Annotated in this window: 15 protein-coding genes and 1 pseudogene; 8 read left to right on the forward strand and 8 right to left on the reverse strand. The window is 71.0% G+C overall.

What is annotated here, in order from left to right; genetic code table 11:
* Nucleotides 1-56: 56 nt before the first annotated feature.
* Nucleotides 57-1,142: a lysylphosphatidylglycerol synthase domain-containing protein gene (locus ABZ860_RS10975; protein WP_357218154.1), complete on the reverse strand. Its 1,086-nt coding sequence runs from the start codon at nt 1,140-1,142 to the stop codon at nt 57-59.
* 88 nt (nt 1,143-1,230) lie between these two features.
* The gene (locus tag ABZ860_RS10980) at nt 1,231-2,043 is read right to left on the reverse strand and encodes a PIG-L family deacetylase (RefSeq protein WP_357218157.1); all 813 of its coding nucleotides are present in this window, start codon (nt 2,041-2,043) and stop codon (nt 1,231-1,233) included.
* 179 nt (nt 2,044-2,222) lie between these two features.
* Here ABZ860_RS10980 and ABZ860_RS10985 point away from each other — a divergent pair, with 179 nt between their 5' ends.
* Nucleotides 2,223-3,347 (forward strand): glycosyltransferase family 4 protein, encoded by a 1,125-nt coding sequence (locus tag ABZ860_RS10985; protein WP_357218159.1) that lies wholly within the window; start codon nt 2,223-2,225, stop codon nt 3,345-3,347.
* Nucleotides 3,348-3,604: 257 nt separating this feature from the next.
* On the opposite strand, the gene ABZ860_RS10990 is transcribed toward ABZ860_RS10985, so the two are convergent.
* Both ABZ860_RS10990 and cysS read right to left on the reverse strand, forming a co-directional pair.
* Nucleotides 3,605-4,402 (reverse strand): hypothetical protein, encoded by a 798-nt coding sequence (locus ABZ860_RS10990; protein ID WP_357218162.1) that lies wholly within the window; start codon nt 4,400-4,402, stop codon nt 3,605-3,607.
* Nucleotides 4,403-4,572: 170 nt separating this feature from the next.
* Nucleotides 4,573-5,928 (reverse strand): cysteine--tRNA ligase, encoded by a 1,356-nt coding sequence (gene cysS / locus ABZ860_RS10995; RefSeq protein WP_357218165.1) that lies wholly within the window; start codon nt 5,926-5,928, stop codon nt 4,573-4,575.
* 126 nt (nt 5,929-6,054) lie between these two features.
* Here cysS and ABZ860_RS11000 point away from each other — a divergent pair, with 126 nt between their 5' ends.
* Nucleotides 6,055-6,798 (forward strand): DUF427 domain-containing protein, encoded by a 744-nt coding sequence (locus ABZ860_RS11000; RefSeq protein WP_357218168.1) that lies wholly within the window; start codon nt 6,055-6,057, stop codon nt 6,796-6,798.
* Between the two features lie 34 nt (nt 6,799-6,832).
* Here ABZ860_RS11000 and ABZ860_RS11005 read toward each other — a convergent pair whose 3' ends face one another.
* Nucleotides 6,833-7,120 carry a hypothetical protein gene (locus ABZ860_RS11005; protein ID WP_079315904.1) on the reverse strand — a complete coding sequence of 96 codons (288 nt, stop codon included), beginning with the start codon at nt 7,118-7,120 and terminating at the stop codon, nt 6,833-6,835.
* Between the two features lie 239 nt (nt 7,121-7,359).
* Between ABZ860_RS11005 and ABZ860_RS11010 the strand changes: the two genes are divergently transcribed.
* From ABZ860_RS11010 to ABZ860_RS11030, 5 genes and pseudogenes are all read left to right on the forward strand, one after another.
* Nucleotides 7,360-8,847, forward strand: a complete 1,488-nt coding sequence (locus ABZ860_RS11010; RefSeq protein ID WP_357218170.1) for an XRE family transcriptional regulator — start codon at nt 7,360-7,362, stop codon at nt 8,845-8,847.
* A 16-nt stretch (nt 8,848-8,863) separates the two neighbouring features.
* Complete coding sequence (locus tag ABZ860_RS11015) at nt 8,864-9,778, forward strand: aminoglycoside phosphotransferase family protein (RefSeq protein ID WP_357218173.1); 915 nt, start codon at nt 8,864-8,866, stop codon at nt 9,776-9,778.
* Nucleotides 9,779-9,990: 212 nt separating this feature from the next.
* On the forward strand, nt 9,991-10,194 hold the full coding sequence (locus tag ABZ860_RS11020; protein WP_357218780.1) for a cold-shock protein: 204 nt from the start codon (nt 9,991-9,993) through the stop codon (nt 10,192-10,194).
* Nucleotides 10,195-10,331: 137 nt separating this feature from the next.
* The gene (locus ABZ860_RS11025; protein ID WP_357218175.1) at nt 10,332-12,002 is read left to right on the forward strand and encodes an alpha-amylase family protein; all 1,671 of its coding nucleotides are present in this window, start codon (nt 10,332-10,334) and stop codon (nt 12,000-12,002) included.
* A gap of 165 nt (nt 12,003-12,167) precedes the next feature.
* Nucleotides 12,168-12,560: pseudogene (locus ABZ860_RS11030) on the forward strand (DUF998 domain-containing protein); the annotation flags it as partial.
* Nucleotides 12,561-12,632: 72 nt separating this feature from the next.
* Here ABZ860_RS11030 and ABZ860_RS11035 read toward each other — a convergent pair.
* From ABZ860_RS11035 to ABZ860_RS11045, 3 genes are all read right to left on the reverse strand, one after another.
* Nucleotides 12,633-13,664, reverse strand: a complete 1,032-nt coding sequence (locus ABZ860_RS11035; RefSeq protein WP_357218177.1) for a hypothetical protein — start codon at nt 13,662-13,664, stop codon at nt 12,633-12,635.
* Between the two features lie 57 nt (nt 13,665-13,721).
* A complete protein-coding gene (locus ABZ860_RS11040; RefSeq protein WP_357218180.1) occupies nt 13,722-15,104 on the reverse strand; it encodes an NAD(P)/FAD-dependent oxidoreductase in 1,383 nt (460 codons plus the stop codon).
* A gap of 100 nt (nt 15,105-15,204) precedes the next feature.
* Entirely contained in the window at nt 15,205-16,182 is a 978-nt protein-coding gene (locus ABZ860_RS11045) for a malate dehydrogenase (RefSeq protein ID WP_357218183.1), read from the reverse strand.
* A 415-nt stretch (nt 16,183-16,597) separates the two neighbouring features.
* Between ABZ860_RS11045 and ABZ860_RS11050 the strand changes: the two genes are divergently transcribed.
* Nucleotides 16,598-18,448 (forward strand): glycoside hydrolase family 6 protein, encoded by a 1,851-nt coding sequence (locus tag ABZ860_RS11050; protein ID WP_357218185.1) that lies wholly within the window; start codon nt 16,598-16,600, stop codon nt 18,446-18,448.
* The last annotated feature ends 47 nt before the right edge of the window (nt 18,449-18,495 follow it).

Here is an 18,495-nt window from a genome sequence, read left to right on the forward strand (position 1 = left end):
CACCCTCACCTTCTCGCCCCGCGAGTTTAGGAGATCCGCGGGCGACCCGCAGTTGATCAGCGGACGCGGGTGCCGCGTGGGGAGGCGGTCGACCCCGCCTCGGCGTTCGCGGCGCGGGACTCCCGCCTGCGCAGCAGGGCCCAGCCGCCGAGCGCGAGCCCTCCCCACGGGATCTCGATGGTGTAGGTCCAGAAGCCGAACAGCACGGCGGCCGCGGTGGCCCCGCCGGCGGGCTGGCCGAACGCCCCGATCAGCAGCGTGGCGACGCCCCCCTCCATGATCCCCGCTCCGCTGGGCGTGACGAGGGCGGTGGTGAGGACGCGGCTCAGCGCGAAGACGGCGACGGTCTCGGCCGGTCCCGGGTAGGAGTCGGTGGCGACCAGGCAGGCGGCCATGATCAGGCACTGCAGGGCGAGGAAGGCGACCATCCCGAGCGACAGGCCCGCCCACCGGCTGTGGATGATGTCGGCCGTGTCCCTGCGCAGCCGTTCGATCGCCGCCGACGCGGCGTGCTCGGCGGGGCGGAACCGCGGGGGCGCGAGCCGTACGATCCCGTCGAGGACGCGGCCGAGGACGGCGGCCGCGCGGTCCCAGTACAGCGCGGTGGCGACGACGGCGACGAGGACGAGGATCGAGACGGCCCCGGCCCAGCCCGCCTTGGCGACCGTGGGATTGGTGGCCTTGCCCGCCATCAGCAGGCACACGATCCCCACCGCGGGCAGGATGAACCGGAACAGCGAGTTCCAGATGCCGGTGACCAGCGTGTAGACGACGATCGGCCGGTTGGCGAAGCCCCAGCCGCGGGTCATGCCGAACGTCAGGGCCACGCCCGCCGCCCCGCCGAACGGCAGCAGGTTGCTGACCGCGCTTCCCGCCGCGTTGAGCGTGAGCGCCTGCATGTGCGTGAGGCCGGGCAGCGCGGAGGTCATCACGAACGTGTACGCCCACAGGCTCGCCAGCCACAAGGCGGTCATCAGCGCGATCGTCTGCCACCCGAGACCGCCGAACTGGTGGCCGATCTCCGTCCAGCTCACGGTGGCGCCGGTCAGCGTGTGCACGATCTCCGGGAGATAGAGCACCAGCGCCGCGGCGAGCCCGAGCGACACCACAGACAGCGCGATCTGCAGCCACTTCCTGTTCACCCGCGTACGCCCCCAGTCCGGTGTCGGTCCCCTCCAGTCTGCCGGGCCCCGGAGGCGGTCGACTCCTCCTGGCGGAGGATCACGACCCTTAGGGGGCGGCCTGCGGGCTGCCGTCGAACGGATGCCGCAGGCGGGTGCCGCGGGGCAGCCCGCGGCGTACGTACCACTCGGTGCCGAAGACGAAGCGGTAGGCGAACCCGGGGATCTTCAGCATCGCGCCCAGCGTGCGGTCGCCGTCGCCGCCGGTGGCCTGGCTGGCGTGGGCCGCCATCGCCGCCCGCTTGGCCTTGGCGTACTTGCGCACGTTGACCCGGTGGGTGATCGCGTCGCGGGGCGAGTAGGCCCGCTCGAAGCTCCGCACGTCGATCGCGGGGTAGAACCGGGAGGCCAGCCGTACGCCCTTGAGCAGCAGGTCGCGGTCGACCGTGGCCTCCAGCACGATGGGCGTCCCGGCGATCTCGGCGGCCCGGCTTCCGACCCGGTAGACCTGCACGTGGTCGGGGTGGCCGTAGCCGCCGGCCGGGTCGTAGATCGTGAGCAGGTCGGCCGTCTCCTCCTTGAGCACGGAGGCCAGCCGCTGCGCCGCGTCCTCGATGTCGGCGTCGATGAACGCGTTGTCCGGCCGGTCGTCGGCCACGCCGCCGTCGATCGCCAGTCCTGAGTCGCCGTAGCCGAGCAGCACGACCCGGGCGCAGCCCAGGGCCGCGGCCGAGCGGTGCAGCTCGTCCATGCGGGCTCTGCCCAGCTCCTCGCCGTGGGGGAGGTCGGCGAGGCCGCGCTCGCCGGCCGTCGCGACGACGAGCACCACGCGGTGCCCCTCGTTGGCCAGCATGGCCATGGTCCCGGCGGTCAGCAGCGCCTCGTCGTCGGGATGGGCGTGGAAGAACACCGCCGTCCTCATCGCGCCCCACGGAACGTCGTCATCGCGTGCTCCACTCGTCAGCGCCGCCGCGGCTGCCGTCGCGGCCGGTTCCGCCCATGATCCCACGTGGCCGGGGTCGCGTGACGTCTGCCCTCCCCGTGAGCGGTTCGAATGGCGTGCGGTTTGATGGGCGTGGCGTGCTCTGCCACGCTGACCCGGTGAGGATTCTTCACGTCAGCGACTGCTATCTGCCCCGGCTCGGGGGGATCGAGGTGCAGGTCGCCGACCTCGTCAGGGCTCAGCGCGAGGCGGGCCACACGGTCGAGGTGGTGACGGCGACGCCGGGGGAGCAGCTGCCCGGGGTGCACCGGGTGGTCGCGAACCTCCCGTTCGACCTGCCGGTCCATCCGCGCGGCACGGCCCACCTTCTCCGGATCATGAAGAGCGGACGGTTCGACGTGGTGCACGTCCACACGGGGGCGGTCTCGCCGTTCGCGTGGATGGGAGTGCGCGCGGCGGTCCGGGCCGGGCTGCCGGTGGTCGCGACCGTCCACAGCATGTGGGATCCGGTCACCCGGGGCGTCTACCGGGCCCTGCAGGCGGCCTTCGAGTGGCGGCGCTGGGGCCTGGTCCTCACCGCCGTCAGCGAGGCCGCCGCGCGCCCCATCCGCGCCGTGGCCGGGCCCCGCGTGCCCGTGCAGGTCGTGTCGAACGGCCTGGACGTGACCTCGTGGCGGCCCGAGCCCGGTTCAGTACGGCACAGTCCAGTACCGGATGCCGGGGACGGGCCGTCGGACGACGTCGTCCACGTGGTGGCGGTCGGCAGGCTGGCGCCGCGCAAGCAGCCGCTGCGGCTGCTCAAGCTGCTGGAGACGGTGCGCAACCGCGTGCCGAGGGACATCGCGATGCGCGCGACGATCGTGGGCGACGGCCCGGCCCGCGGGCGCATGGAGCGCTACCTGCGGGCGCGCCGGATGGGCTGGGTGTCGCTGCCGGGCAGGTACAGCCGGGAGCAGATCAAGGACCTGCTGGCCGCGGCCGACGTGTTCGTGGCCCCGGCTCCGCGCGAGTCGTTCGGCCTGGCCGCGCTGGAGGCCCGCGCGGCCGGCGTGCCGGTGGTGGCGCGGGCGCAGAGCGGCGTGGCCGACTTCGTCAGGCCGGGCAAGGAGGGCCTGCTGGGCCGCACGTTCGACGACCTCGTCGCCTCGGTCGCACGGCTGGCCCGCGATCCCGCCCTGCGTCAGTCGATCGCCGAGCACAACAGGGAGACGGAGCCGGTCCGGTGCTCCTGGCCCGCCGTGCTGGAGGGCTTCGCCCACTGCTACGAGCTGGCCAGAAGCTGACCCGGGGCCACTGCGGGTCTAGTAGGGGAGGACCCTTCCCGAGGGGGTGCGCAGGTCGACCGGGGCGGGAGTTCTCGGCGGCCGCGGTCGCGGCACGATCTGCACCTTCTTCATCGGGGCCCTCCTTTCGGCGGTGTCCGTAAGTTGGTGCCGTCATGATTCCCATGAAATGGCCGAGATTATCCTCCGCGCGTCAGTTCTTGTTCTTGTAACGTGCGCCCTTCGGTCATCCGGGCGTCGCAGGACGGCCAGGCGGGCTACTCGCAGGCCGTGGTCGTGTCCGTGCCGGGGCCGCCGTTGCAGTCGTCGGTGCCGGCCCCGCCGTTGAGGCCGTCGCCGCCGCTGCCGCCGTTCAGCTCGTCGTTACCCGCGTTGCCGCTCAGGTCGTCGGCGCCCGCGCCGCCGTTGAGCTCGTCGTCGCCCGCGCCCCCGCGCAGTTCGTCGTCCCCGGCGCCGCCGTCGACCTCGTCGTTTCCGGCGTTGCCGCTCAGGTCGTCGGCGCCCTTCCCGCCGTCGAGGGTGTCGTCGTCGTTCCCGCCGCGCACCACGTCGTCGCCGGCCTCACCGCGCAGGCGGTCGTTGCCGTCCCCGCCGCGCAGGTCGTCGTCGCCGTCGCCGCCGCGCAGGTCGTCCCTGCCGCGCCCGCCCCTGAGCTCGTCGTCGCCGGCGCCGCCGTACACCACGCTGGGCAGGGGGACGTTGATGTCCGCCGCGATGACGACGACGTCGTCCTCGTCGCCGGCCACCACCTTGATCTTCTTGATCACGTTGCCCACCAGGACGGCCTCCCCGTTGCGGGGATCGGGGCTGCAGCCCTTGATCGGGCCCGCCTCGTCCTGAACCGCCAGGGAGTAACCGGCGAGCCCGGGAGCCTGAACGGTCACCTCGTTGGCCACCCCCGGTGCCGCCGTGTAGACGAGCGTCGTCTGGGAGACCGTGCACGTGCCGACGTAGGCGGGATCGGCCGCCGCGGCGCCGGCCAGGGGGAAGGCGAGCGTCAGCACCGCCGCCGGCGCCACGAGCAGCCGTCGGCGTGCAAATGGATGGCTGGTCATCGGGAGTCCCTTCACGAACCGGGGCAAAGTGAACCCCAGGGTTGTACGCATCGTGAGACGGGTCAATAGACGGCGCGGCGGATTTGGGAACGGTCCAAGGCCGGGATGCCGGCGAGGCCGGACCCGGCCGGGATGTGAGCGTTCACCTCCCCGGCCGGGGTGATCAAGATCTATCTGATAAGCGCGGCATGCTCGATTTGGCGCCGTTTAGCGAGCGCCCTCTCGATGTGCTGCTCCATGATCCGCGCGCGTTCGTGATCTCCCTGCCGGGCGCTGGCGGCGGCGAGATTACGGACGACCCGGAGTACGGCCCCCGCGACTTCCTGCAGATGCGTTTCCCGATGCCAGGTATCGCTGAGGGGATCGAGGCCGAGCACATTCAGCATGGCCCGGACCGACCGGCATTTCCCGGCCGCCCGCTCGCGATCTCCGGACGCCAGCGCGGCGTTGCCCTCGGCCACCGCGCCGTGGACGGCTGCGAGGGCCTGCGGCACGTTCAGGTCGTTGTCCATGGCCTCGCTGAACTGCGAGGGAAGGGACGCGGCGGCGTCGGCGGCCACCCGCAGCACGAACCTCTCCACCCGCCGGTAGGCCGCCGCCGCCTCGTCCAGGGCGTCGGGGCTGAATTCCACCGGCGACCGGTAATGGGCCGCCGCCAGGTAATAGCGGAGTTCGGCCGGTCGTACGCGGTCGAGCAGGGCGGGGACGGCCAGCGGATTGCGCAGGTGCTTGCGTATCTTCTCGCCCCGGTGCGTCACCGGCCCGTTGTGCAGCCAGAATCGTGCGAACGAATCCCCGGCGGCCCGCGACTGGGCCATCTCGTTCTCGTGGTGCGGAAATATGAGATTGGCCCCGCCGCCGTGGATGTCGAATTCCCCGCCCAGATATCTGCGGGCCATCGCGGAACATTCCAGGTGCCACCCCGGGCGCCCCTCGCCCCAGGGTGAGTGCCACACCGGCTCACCGGGTTTGGCACTCTTCCACAGCGCGAAATCGCGCGGATCGCGTTTTCCGTGCTCGTTTTCCTCGGCCGTCCGCAGATGCCTGGCCTGCTGCCGCGAGAGGGATCCGTAATGCGGGTAGGAGCCGACCGAGAAATAGACGTTGCCGTCGGACTCGTAGGCGTGCCCGGACGCGACGAGCTGCTCGACCATCTCGATCATCTCCGGGATGTGTCCCGTCGCCCGCGGCTCCACGCTGGGCGGAAGGCATCCCAGGGCGGTGTACGTGCGGACGAAGACACGGTGGACGGGATCGGTGATCCGCCACCAGGGAACCCCCTCGGAAACGGCCCGGTGAATTATCTTGTCCTCGATGTCGGTGACGTTCCGGCAGAGCAGGACCTCGTATCCGCTGATTTTCAGCCAGCGGTGCAGGATGTCGAAATTCACCTGCGATCTGAGCTGCCCCACGTGCGGCGGAACGACGACGGTGGGACCGCAGATATAAATCGACACCATTCCGGGAATTCGGGGGACGAAATCGCGGACGGCGCGGCGATGCGTATCGTAAAGGCGAAGACCCACCTAGCCGAGGGTAAGCGACTTATCCGCTCGCTGTCGATAGCGCGGGCCGGCCCCGCCCCGCACACCGGGAAATGGCGATTGTGAGGCCGGGGAATAAGGACGATCCGCCCGCTGGTTGGCGCAGGCATGGAGCCGACGAAACGGGGCCGCGTCCGGGTGGAGACGACGGCCAAGCGCGTGCGTGTCTACGTCGAGGGCCGGGCGGTGGCCGACACCACCCGGGCCCTGCTGGTCTGGGAGGTCCCCTACTACCCGACGTACTACTTCCCGGCGGACGACGTCCGCACCGAGGAGCTGAAGGCCACCGGCGAGACGCGGCACTCGCCGAGCAGGGGCGACGCGGCGGTCCACGACGTGGCCGGCCGGGCGGGCGCCGCCCTCGTCTACGGGGACGACGCGCCGATGGAGCAGATCCGGGGTCACGTCCGGTTCGACTGGAACGCGATGGACAACTGGTTCGAGGAGGACGAGGAGGTCTTCGTGCACGCCCGCGACCCGTACACGCGGGTGGACGTCCTGGCCAGTTCGCGCCACGTCCGGGTGGAGGTGGGCGGCGTCACCGTCGCCGACTCGCGCAGCCCGCGCATCCTGTTCGAGACCGGCCTGCCGCCGCGCTACTACCTGCCGAAGACCGACGTGCGGCTGGACCTGCTGCGCCCGTCCGAGACCGTGACGCACTGCCCGTACAAGGGGAGTGCGGTGTACTGGTCGGTCGGCGAGGACGAGTCGGGCAAGGATCTCGTCTGGTCGTACCCCACCCCGCTCCCGGAGTCCCAGAAGATCGCCGGGCTGGTCGCCTTCTACGACGAGAAGGTGGACGTGTACGTCGACGGTGTCCTCCAGGACCGCCCGAAGTCCATGTTCGCCTGACCCGTGCCGGCCGGCCGGGAAGGCGGTTCTAGATTCAGCGGCGGATGACGTGGAGGACGCTGGCGATGCGCTCGGCGGCGGTGACCACGTCGGAGGCGTGCCCGATCCGGCCGGCCCAGGACAGCCAGTACCACCACTCGCCGTCGCTGGCATTGGACGCGAGCACGTCCTCAGCCATCGTGGGCTCCATGGGGTTGATGACGCGCAGACGTGGATAGAGACCGGCCGGCGCCGTCAGGCGCACCTGGAAGGAGTGGGCCTCGAGCTGCGCGGCGAGCCGCTCCAGGTGGTCCATCGCCTCGCTGCGGTCTACCGTCGTCATGGTCAGCCTCCGGAACGTCAGGACCTATCACCGGAAAGGGTGAACCCGCAACGACCCACCGGCAATCGCGCCGATTCCCCGAAACCGTGCAATAACCAGGAAACTCACCCGGTTTCCGTGGAACACACGCGGGTTCGCGAACACGAAGGCATAACAGTCCCGGGGGGTTGCGTGCCTGCGCGTTTACCTTGGGGAAACAACCGTAAACGGGGACCGCTTCACCAGTGGAGGGCGTGCACATGGCCCGCGGAGAGCACTCACCCGCTTGCGCGCGTCGCTGGCGCGAACAGGCACAGGCACGGCAGTGGACGCTCTGGCAGACCGTCCAGGCGATCCACGGGTGCTGTGGCGTCAGCCTGCTGAAGGCCCACCGGCTCGGCCGCGGCTGGTCGGCCCGGCAGGCGATCGAGGAGCTGGAGCACCTGTGCGAGCAGCAGAACCTCGGCCACCCGCGGGCGAGCATCGACCTGCTGAACGCCTGGGAGAACAACCGGGCCCGCCCGCGTCCCCAGACCATCGACCTGCTGGCCCGGCTCTACCGGGCCAACGCCGTGCGGCTCGGCCTGGCCGCGGACTACTGCGAGGACCAGGGCGGGCAGAAGATCGTCGTGGTGGGGCCGGGCCAGACCGCCGAGCAGGCCCGGGCCGAGGACCCGGCCGCCGACGACGCGGAGCGCCGGGCGCTGTTCCACCAGGCGATGCTGATGGGCACGCCGAGCGGCAGGTTCTTCGCGGAGGTCGAGGGCCTGCGCCACGACCTCGACCGCACGCTGGCCGCGGGCACGGTGAGCGAGGACCAGCTCGACCGGCTGGACGAGCAGGTGCTGCGCTACCGCAGGGAGTACATGACGACCCCGCCGACGCCGATGCTCTGCCGGGTCATGCTGGAGATCTCCGACGTGCGCCGGCTGAGCGCCGTCCGCCAGCCGTCGTCGGTGCAGCGCCGCCTGCTCACCGCGACCACGATGCTCACCCTGCTCGCCGCCGACGCGCTGATGAAGCTCGGCGACACCCGCCAGGCCCACGCCTGGTACGGCACCGCCCGCGCCGCCTCCGACGACGTCGGCGACCTGCGGCTGCGGGCGCTCGTGCGGGCCCAGCAGACCATGCTCCTCTACTACTACGGCGACCTGAACGAGACCGTGCGGCTGGCCCGCGAGGCGCGGATGCTGGCCGGATCGGCCCCCAGCTCCCCGGCGGCGCTGGCGGCGGCGGCCGAGGCCCGCGCGCTGGCCAGGATGGGGGACGGCAAGGCCGCCAGGATCGCGCTCGCCGAGGCGGAGCAGATCTTCGCCCGCATGCGCGGCATCAGCCAGGACGACCTGGCCTTCGTCTTCACGGAAAAGCGGATGAAGTTCTACCGCACCGGCACGCTGATCGAGCTGGGGGACGCCCGGCAGGTGCAGGGCATCGACGGGTTCCCTCCGGGCTTCCAGACCATCGACCCGGCGCTGATCCTGCTCGACCAGGCGAGCCACCTGGCCAGGCACGGCGATCACGAGGAGGCGTGCAGGATCGCCGCGGACGCGCTGCGGCAGGTGCCCGCCGAGCACCGCACCTCGATCGTCGTCACCCGGGCGAGGGCCCTGCTGGCGGACGCCGATCCCGCGCTGCCCGCCGTACGGCGCCTGCGGCGGGTGCTGTCGGAGTCGTCGCCCACGCTCGCCCTCAGCGGGCTGTTCCCCGCCGCGGACTTCCCTGTCGCCGAGAACGCCGAGAACGCCTGAAACCGCCATGAGGACGATGGAGCCGGCACCGCTGGCCGAGGAGGCGTTCGAGGTCCTGCGCGAGGTCTGCGCGAAGATCGGGGTGGACCCACGGGGCGCTCGGCTCCTGCGGCTGCGCAGCAACGCGGTCTTCAAACTGCGTGCGGACGCGGCGGGCGGGGAGCTGGTGGTGCGGATCGCGACCGCGCCGGACGCGCTGACCCGGCTGCCGGTGGTCGTGGCGGTCGCCCGCTGGCTCGCCGACCGGGGATTCCCGACCGTGCGGCCTGCCGACGAGATCGCCGACCAGCCGATCGTGCACGACGGCCGGGCGGTCACCTTCTGGCGGTACGTCCCCTCCCGCGGCCGCCCGACGACCCGGCAGCTCGGCCGGGTGCTGCGCAGCCTGCACCGCGAGCCGGTGCCGCCGATGGGGCTGCGGACGCTCACCGACCCGCTCGCCGAGGTGCGGCACGCGGTGGAGCACCGGGCCGAGGTCCTCACCGCCGGCCAGCGGTCCTGGCTGAGCGACCGCATCGAGGAGCTCACCGGGCGCTGGCGCGACCTGGACACCGGCGCGCCGGTGCTGCTGCACGGCGACGCCTGGATCGACAACCTGCTGCGCTGCCAGGACGGCCACGTGGTGCTGTGCGACTGGGACGGCGTGGCCGTCGGCCCGCGCGAGTGGGACCTGGTGCACACCTATCACGGGCAGCGCCGATTCGGCCTGTCGGCGGCCGACGTGGACGAGTTCGCCCGCGCGTACGGCTCGGACCTGCGGCTGTGGCCCGGCTACAGCACGCTGATGGAGGTGCGGGACATGTACGCCGTGGGCATCCATATCCGGAACGCCTCCGGCGACCCGTTCTCCCGGCAGGAGCTGCCCCGGCGGCTCGACTCGCTCACGCGCGGTGACGGGCACGCGCGCTGGTACATGGCGGCACCGGCATAGCCTCGGGTAATCGCGGGTACTCTCCGTACAGGCTGCGAGTGTCGCAGTGGACAATTCCTGAAAACGTGGTTTGTAAAAAGCGCACCCGGGTTCGTCCCGGCGGCGGATACGCGCGCATTTCCAGCGTCTCACGCGGTCGCGCAACGAATCCGCTACGCAGCCTCATGCTCCCGACCTGGGAACATGGTGCGGCTTCCAAGAAGGAGAAGCAGTTGTCTGAAGGCACTGTCAAGTGGTTCAACGCCGAAAAGGGCTTCGGTTTCATCGCTCCGGACGACGGCACCGCTGACGTGTTCGTTCATTATTCGGCGATCACCACGAACGGTTACCGTACGCTGGACCAGAACCAGAGGGTCAGTTACGTGACCGTTCAGGGCAACAAGGGACCGCAGGCCGAACAGGTCACGCCGCTGTAGGGACGTGACCGACGGTGACATCGCGGCCGTGACCGGCCGCACGAGCGGTACCACGTCGGCCCGCGCCGCTCCCGCGGCGCGGGCTCGATGTTTTGCCGGTTCTTTACCGGGCATCGGGAACGGTCATGAGATTGAGCATGACCTCCGATCTGTGGTGGAAGAACGCGGTCGTGTACTGCCTCGACATCGAGACCTTCGCCGACGGCAACGGCGACGGGGTCGGTGACTTCAGGGGGGCGATCCAGCGGATCGACCACCTGGACCGGATGGGCGTGACATGCATCTGGCTGATGCCGTTCTTCCCGACGCCGGACAAGGACGACGGCTACGACATCACCGACTTCTACAGCGTCGATCCGCGCCTGGGCACGCTCGGCGACTTCGTCGAGTTCATGCGGGTGGCCAGGGACCGCGGCATCAGGGTCATCGCCGATCTCGTGGTCAACCACACCTCCGATAAGCACCCCTGGTTCAAGGAGGCGCGCTCCAGCCGGGACTCCCGCTATCGGGACTGGTACATCTGGTCCGACAAGCCGGAGCCCGACGACCCCAAGGGCATCGTGTTCCCCGACAAGGAGGACAGCCTCTGGGAGTACGACGAGAAGACCGAGCAGTACTACTTCCACCGGTTCTACCGGTTCCAGCCCGACCTGAACACCGCCAACCCCGAGGTGCAGGACGAGATCTCCCGGATCCTCGGGTTCTGGATGGAGCTGGGCCTTTCCGGCTTCCGGGTGGACGCCGTGCCGTTCCTCGTCGAGCAGGTCACCGACAGCGGCGACCTGCCCGACCCGCACGAGTTCTTCGCCTGCCTGCGGGCCTTCCTCAGCCGCCGCGACGGCAGCGCCATCCTCCTCGGCGAGGTGAACCTGCCGTACGACGACCTGGTGCGGTACTTCGGGAACGATCTCGGCGACGAGATCACCATGTGCTTCGACTTCATCACGATGCAGCGGACGTACCTGTCGCTGGCCCGCCAGGACGCCGGCCCGCTGGCCGCCGCCCTGCGGGAGCGCCCCAAGGCGCCCAAGGACTCCCAGTGGGCGACGTTCGTCCGCAACCACGACGAGCTCACACTCGACAAGCTGAGCGACGCCGAGCGCAAGGAGGTCTTCGCGGCCTTCGGCCCGGACAAGGACATGCAGCTGTTCGGCCGCGGCCTGCGCCGGCGCCTGCCCACGATGCTGGGCGGCGACCTGGAGCGGATCAAGATGGTCTACAGCCTGCTGTTCTCCCTGCCGGGCACCCCGGTGCTCTTCTACGGCGAGGAGATCGGCATGGGGGAGAACCTGGAGCTGGAAGGCCGCCAGGCCGTCCGCACGCCCATGCAGTGGACCCCGCACCGCAACGGCGGCTTCAGCGACGCCGACCCGTCGAAGGTGCGTATCCCGATGCCCACGGGAGACTACGGTCCCGAGAAGGTCAACGTCAGCGCGCAGGAGCGCGACCCCGACTCGCTGCTGTCCTGGATCACCCGGCTGATCCGGCACTACCGCGACTGCCCGGAGTTCGCGTGGGGCGCGTACACGGTGCTCGAGACCGGCGAGGACGCCGTGTTCGCCCACCGGGCCGACTGCGACGGCGAGACGGTCGTGGCCGTGCACAACCTCGGTGAGACCGAGGTCGAGGTGGAGATCACGCTGGACGGGCTCGACTCGTCCAAGGTGCTGACCGACCTGCTGGTGGACGGCACGGTCGAGATCTCCGACTCCGGCCGGGCCCGCTTCCCCATGGGCAGGTACGGCTGCCGCTGGTTCCGCGCCTCCACCCCCGAGACGGCCCCGGCCGATTCCGCCGACGTCTCCTAGGGGATCCCTCAGGGGCGGCTCGGGTGGATCTCCGATGGGCCGCCGCCCTCCCCACGGCCACAGTGAAGAGCCATGGGGATGGTCTTGGGATACGCGCTGGTGGCGACCGGCGCCGTCGCGATGTTCGCGTTACACCTGGTGGCGGGGCTCGACCCGCTCACGGCGATGATCAGCGAGTACGTCTTCGCGTCGCACGGGTGGCTGCTGCCGGTCTCGCTGACGTCGATCGCCCTGGGCTCGGCCGTGCTCGCCGTACGGCTGGCGCGGCTGGACCGGCGCGCGGCGCTGCTGGTGGGCGTGTGGAGCGCCTGCCTGCTGCTGGTGGCCGGGTTCCCGACCGACCGGCCGGGGCTGTCGCTGTCGCTGTCCGGCGGCATTCACCGCTATGCGGCCTTCGCCGCCTTCGTCAGCCTGCCGGTGGCCGGGCTGCTGGTCGCCCGGGCCACCCGTTCGCGCCTGGTGCGGGTGCTGTGCGCCGTCGCGCTGGGCTCGCTGCTCCTCGTGGTCCTGCCGTACGCCTTCCGGATGCTGCACCTCGACCCCGGCACGGTGCCGGCCGGGCTCACCCAGCGCCTGACCGTCGTCTCCGAGGTGGCGGCGCTGGTGGCCATGTCCGTGTCGGCGGCGGGATCAGCCGCCGCAGCTCTGGTAGGTGTAGGTGCCGGCCCTGACCTTGTAGGAGTCGCGCACCCGGGTCCTGCCCGTCTGGGTGTCGACCCTGAGGATGGTCACGCGGTCGACCGCCCCCGAGCGGATGAGGTGGAGGGTGACCTCGTGCTCACCGGTCCAGTCGATCATCTCGACCGTGGCGTCCGACGGCAGCGAGAAGCGGACCGAGCCCCCCGTGCGGTCGGTCGTGGCGTCGTAGAAGCGCAGCCGCGCCTTCGTGCCGCTCCCGGTGACGAACGCGACCGTGCGGTCGTCGGAGGACAGCGCCCACGGGACGTTGCCGGCCACGATCTGGGGCGGCACGACGCGGGCCAGCTCGCCGCCTCCGGTGTCGTAGACGGCCAGGCCGGTGGTGTTCTCGTCGGTGTCCTGCTGCACGAGAACGGCTGAGCCGTCGCCGCTGAAACCGCTGAACATGCCGAACGCCGGGAGCGCGCCGGTCTCCCTGGCCCCGGCGACGTCGAAGATCCGGGCCCGGTAGCTGCCGTCCTTCACGGTGTAGCCGAGGACCAGGCGGGCGCCGTCCTGGGAGAGCCGCACCCAGGAGTCGTCCATGCCGACGCCGCGCGGGAGGACCTTCTCCGGCATGACGTGCACCCGGCCCTGGAACTCGCGCACCACCAGGCGGTGGTCGGAGGTGCGGAAGTAGGCCACCGACTCGCCGTCGCCGCTGACCGAGAGCGGGGCCTGCATCTGCTTGTTCGGCTTGCCCTTGTCGTTCAGCGGCCACACCATCGCGTCCTTCAGCGGCACCCGGCCGCCGTCGAGCAGGTCCAGCCGCCAGGTGTGGCAGGGGATGGAGCCGACGTTCTTGTCCGGGCAGGCGTCCAGCGAGGCGTACCGGATCGAGTGGTGCGCGGAGTGCCGCATGGGCGGTGCGGTCCGGGCCTCGGCCGGCACGGCCGCCGCGGAGATCGTGAGCGCGGACAGGGCGAGGCCGATCAGCCCCGATGTGATGGGCTTCCATGTGATGGGCAGGGAGGGGTGCCGCATGACTGTCTCCTTCCTGGGAGGTCATGCATTGGACCCGCCCCGGCCCTCACCGGTTCGTCACAAGTGGGTTGCGTACGCCTGGCCGTCGAGCGTCTCGAGCGCGTCCTCGATGGCCCGGTGGAAGGTCGGGTAGGCGTACATCATGTGCCGCAGCCGCGTCGTGGGGATCTCGTTCTGCACGGCCACCACCAGTGCGCCGAGCACCTCCCCGCCGGCCGGCCCGACGCTGGTGGCGCCGACGAGCACACCGCGCCGCGCGTCCTCCACCAGCTTGACGAAGCCCTCGTGCCCGGCCCCGTGGATCCAGCCACGGGCCGACTCGCTGACGGAGGCGAAGCCCACCCGCACGTCGAGCCCGGCCTCCCGGGCCTCCCGCTCCGTCAGGCCGACCGAGGCCACCTCGGGGTCGGTGAACGTGACCCGGGGCACCGCCCGGTAGTCGGCCGGCGGGCCGCCCTCGCCGAGGATGTCGCGGGCCGCGATCCTGCCCTGGTAGACGGCGACGTGCGTGTACGCTCCCCGGCCGGTCACGTCGCCCACCGCCCACACGCCGTCGGCGGCCCGCATCCGCCCGTCCACGGTGACGAACCGGGCGCTCTCGTCGAGGCCGGCGTCGCCGGCGCCGATCGCGGCCAGGTCGGTCCTGCGCCCGGTGGCGACCAGCAGCCGCGCGGCGCGGAGGGTCCGGCCGTCCTCGAGCGTGAGCGTGAAGCCGCCCTCGTCGTGCCGCACCCGGTCGGCCGCGACTCCGGTGCGCGTCGCGAGGCCCTCCCCGGCGAACACCCGGGCCAGCAGCACGCCGGCCTCGGGCTCCTCCTGCGCCAGCAGGCGGTCGGCGGCCTCCACGACCGACACCCGCGTGCCGAACCGGGCGAACACCTGGGCGAGTTCGCAGCCGACCGCCCCGCCGCCGAGCACGATCAGCGACTCGGGCACGTGCCGGGCCGCGACGGCGTCCCGGTTCGTCCAGTACGGCGTGCCCTCCAGGCCCTCGATCGGGGGGACGGCGGGGCTGGTGCCGGTGGCGAGGACGATCCCGCGCCGCGCCCGCAGCACCCGGCCGTCCACGGTCACCTCCCGCGGCCCGGTGATCCGGCCGCGGCCGCGGACGAGGTGGACGCCCGCGCTCTCGAAATGCTCCACCCTGGCGTCGTCGCTCCAGCCGTCGGTGGCCTCGCCGCTGATCCGGTCGCTCACCGGGGCCCACTTGGGGGAGACCCGGACAGAGCCGGCCATGCCGGGCACCCGCCGCGCCTCGGCCAGCAGTCCCGCGGCGCGCACCATCATCTTGGAGGGGACGCAGCCCCAGTAGGCGCACTCGCCCCCGATCAGGCCGGCCTCCACGCCGGCGACGCTGAGGCCGGCCTCCGCCAGCCGTCCCGCGACGTCCTCCCCACCGGGACCCAGGCCGAGCACCACCACGTCGTACATCCCGTCCATGCCCGTCAACTGCCCAGGCAGGCGGAGCCGTACCGCACGGGAGGCCCGGGACGACACGAGGGGCGGGCCCGTGCGGGCCCGCCCCTCGTGTGCGCGATCGTCAGATGAGACCGAGAGCCCGCACGGCGTCGCGCTCCTCGACCAGCTCGCCGACCGAGGCGTCGATCCGCTCGCGGGAGAACGCGTCGATCTCCAGGCCCTGGACGATCTCCCAGCGGCCGTTCCTGGACACCACCGGGAAGGACGAGATCAGGCCCTCCGGCACACCGTAGGAGCCGTCGGACGGGATGGCGGCCGAGGTCCAGTCGCCCTCGGGCGTGCCGTTCACCCAGTCGTACACGTGGTCGATCGCCGCGTTGGCCGCGGACGCCGCCGAGGACGCGCCGCGCGCCTCGATGATGGCGGCGCCGCGCTTGGCGACGGTCGGGATGAAGGTGTCGCGCAGCCACTCCTGCTCGACCTGCTCGGCCGCGATCTTGCCGCCGACCTCGGCGTGGAAGAGGTCCGGGTACTGCGTGGCGGAGTGGTTGCCCCAGATCGTCATCTTCTTGATCTCGGCCACCGGGACGTTCAGCTTGGCCGCGAGCTGCGAGAGCGCGCGGTTGTGGTCGAGACGGGTCATCGCGGTGAACCGCTCGGCCGGCACGTCGGGAGCCGCGGACTGCGCGATGAGCGCGTTGGTGTTGGCGGGGTTGCCCACGACGAGCACACGGATGTCGTCGGCCGCGTGGTCGTTGATGGCCTTGCCCTGCGGGCCGAAGATGCCGCCGTTGGCCTCGAGGAGGTCGCCGCGCTCCATGCCCTTCGTACGCGGGCGGGCGCCGACGAGCAGCGCGACGTTGGCGCCGTCGAAGGCCTTTGCCGGGTCGTCGGAGATCTCGATGCCCCGCAGCAGCGGGAACGCGCAGTCGTCGAGCTCCATCGCGGTGCCCTCGGCCGCCTTGACGGCCTGCGGGATCTCCAGAAGGCTCAGCTTCACCGGGGTGTCCGCCCCGAGGAGCTGGCCCGAGGCGACGCGGAAGAGCAGCGCGTAACCGATCTGGCCGGCCGCGCCGGTGACGGTCACTTTGACGGTCATGACGATCCCCATTCGCGATATGTGTGACTCACGGATGCTACCCGCCGGGCCGGTTCCCCCCGTGAGCAGGTGGCGCTGTGTCCCCCGCGTCGTTCCCCGCGTCGCTCGTCGGCCGGGTCTCCGCGTGCGTTCGTTGGGCGGTCTGGACGGGACATCCGGCCCCTGGCCACGCGTTTCGCGGATGAATGGGTGAAACTTTCACGAAACACGCAGGTGACTTCAGGCGTAACGGGGCGACGGAATCCCTGCTCGGACGCGGGGTGAACGCCGGGCCGCGACTTCGCCGCGCTCCCGCCCTTGACGGGTCCCTGTACGGCGCCGGAGGTGGTGCCTATGGTTCGTGGGAGCGCTCCCAAGCGCAGAATTCATCGCCAGGAGGACCTTCCCAATGAGATCCACCCCCCGACCGGGAGCCGTGAGCTCCACGGTGCGCCGCGGCCTGGTCGCGGCGGCCGTGCTCGCGCTCGGTTCCACGGCGGCCGTCGCCACCGCCACCTCGGCGAGTGCCGCGGTCTCGTGCAAAGTCAACTACACCGCCAGCGAGTGGCAGGGCGGCATGTCCGCCAACCTGACCATTCAGAACCTGGGCGACGCCCTCAACGGCTGGACGCTCACGTTCACCTTCCCGAACAGCAGCCAGAAGGTCAGCCAGGGCTGGTCGGCCAACTGGAGCCAGTCGGGCAGCAACGTGACCGCGACCGCCCTGGACTGGAACAAGTCCCTGTCCACCGGCGGCTCGACGAGCATCGGCTTCAACGGGTCCTGGTCGGGAAGCAACCCGGCGCCGACCGACTTCAAGATCAACGGTGTGTCCTGCAACGGCACCCCGCAGTCGCCGTCGCCGTCGCCGTCCGTCTCGCCCTCCGTCTCGCCCTCGGCCTCGCCCTCCCCGCGGGTCTCCCCGTCGGCCTCGCCCTCTCCCCGGGTCTCCCCGTCGGCGTCCCCGTCGGCGTCCCCGTCGCCGTCTGCTTCACCGTCGTCCTCGCCGCCGCCGCCCGGGACCCACGTGGACAACCCGTACGACGGTGCGACGGGCTACGTGAACCCGGACTGGTCGGCCAGCGCGAAGTCCGAGCCGGGCGGTTCGCGGGTGGCCAACATCTCCACGGCGATCTGGCTGGACCGCATCGCCGCGATCAGCTCCGGCTCGGCCGGCAACAACAGCATGGGCCTGCGCGACCACCTCGATGAGGCGGTCAGGCAGGACGCGGCCAACGGCAGCGCGCCTCTCACGGTCCAGGTCGTCATCTACGACCTGCCGAACCGCGACTGCTCGGCGCTCGCCTCCAACGGTGAGCTGAAGATCGCGCAGAACGGCCTCGCGCGGTACAAGAGCGAGTACATCGACGTGATCGCCGGGATCATGGCGGACTCGAAGTACTCGAACCTCCGCATCGTGACGATCATCGAGCCCGACTCGCTGCCGAACCTGATCACCAACGTCAACAACTTCCAGGCGTGCCAGGAGGCCCAGTCCTCGGGCGCCTACGTCCAGGGCGTGCAGTACGCGCTGAACAAGCTGCACGCGATCTCGAACGTGTACACCTACGTGGACGCGGCGCACCACGCCTGGCTCGGCTGGGACACCAACTTCCAGCCGATGGTGAACCTCTTCTACCAGGTCGCCACCGGCACCACCGCGGGCGTGAAGAGCATTGACGGCTTCATCGTGAACACCGCCAACTTCGCCGCGCTGACCGAGCCGTACTTCAACATCAACACCACGGTGAACGGCCAGTCGGTGCGCCAGTCCCACTGGGTCGACTGGAACTGGTACGTGGACGAGTCGTCCTTCGCGACCGGTCTCCGCAACGCCCTGATTTCGAAGGGCTTCCCGAACACCATCGGCATGCTGGTCGACACCTCGCGCAACGGCTGGGGTGGCTCGGCCCGTCCGACCAAGGCGAGCACGTCCACCAACGTGGACACCTTCGTCAACGAGTCGCGCGTCGACCGCCGGATCCACGCCGGCAACTGGTGCAACCAGTCCGGCGCCGGCATGGGTGAGCGGCCGAAGGCGAACCCCGCCGCCGGTTTCGACGCCTACGTCTGGATCAAGCCGCCGGGTGAGTCCGACGGTTCCAGCTCGGCGATCGACAACGACGAGGGCAAGGGCTTCGACCGGATGTGTGACCCGACCTACACCGGTAACAGCCTGAACGGCAACAACATGTCCGGTGCTCTGCCGAACGCCCCGGTCTCGGGCCACTGGTTCTCCGCGCAGTTCCAGCAGCTCATGCAGAACGCCTACCCGCCGCTCTCGTAACACGAGGCGCGCAGGCGCACAAGAAAGCGGGCCCCGTCGCACTGCGG

Source organism: Microbispora sp. NPDC046973 (assembly GCF_040644495.1).
In the GTDB taxonomy this organism is placed as follows: Bacteria; Actinomycetota; Actinomycetes; order Streptosporangiales; family Streptosporangiaceae; genus Microbispora.

Bases quoted from the DNA above. Each gene is read 5' to 3' on its own strand.
- ABZ860_RS10990 (WP_357218162.1), bottom strand. From the start codon at position 4,402: ATGACCAGCCATCCATTTGCACGCCGACGGCTGCTCGTGGCGCCGGCG.
- ABZ860_RS11010 (WP_357218170.1), top strand. From the start codon at position 7,360: ATGGCCCGCGGAGAGCACTCACCCGCTTGCGCGCGTCGCTGGCGCGAA.
- ABZ860_RS11025 (WP_357218175.1), top strand. From the start codon at position 10,332: ATGACCTCCGATCTGTGGTGGAAGAACGCGGTCGTGTACTGCCTCGAC.
- ABZ860_RS11000 (WP_357218168.1), top strand. From the start codon at position 6,055: ATGGAGCCGACGAAACGGGGCCGCGTCCGGGTGGAGACGACGGCCAAG.
- ABZ860_RS11040 (WP_357218180.1), bottom strand. From the start codon at position 15,104: ATGGACGGGATGTACGACGTGGTGGTGCTCGGCCTGGGTCCCGGTGGG.
- ABZ860_RS11015 (WP_357218173.1), top strand. From the start codon at position 8,864: ATGGAGCCGGCACCGCTGGCCGAGGAGGCGTTCGAGGTCCTGCGCGAG.
- ABZ860_RS10980 (WP_357218157.1), bottom strand. From the start codon at position 2,043: ATGAGGACGGCGGTGTTCTTCCACGCCCATCCCGACGACGAGGCGCTG.
- ABZ860_RS11045 (WP_357218183.1), bottom strand. From the start codon at position 16,182: ATGACCGTCAAAGTGACCGTCACCGGCGCGGCCGGCCAGATCGGTTAC.
- ABZ860_RS11035 (WP_357218177.1), bottom strand. From the start codon at position 13,664: ATGCGGCACCCCTCCCTGCCCATCACATGGAAGCCCATCACATCGGGG.
- ABZ860_RS11005 (WP_079315904.1), bottom strand. From the start codon at position 7,120: ATGACGACGGTAGACCGCAGCGAGGCGATGGACCACCTGGAGCGGCTC.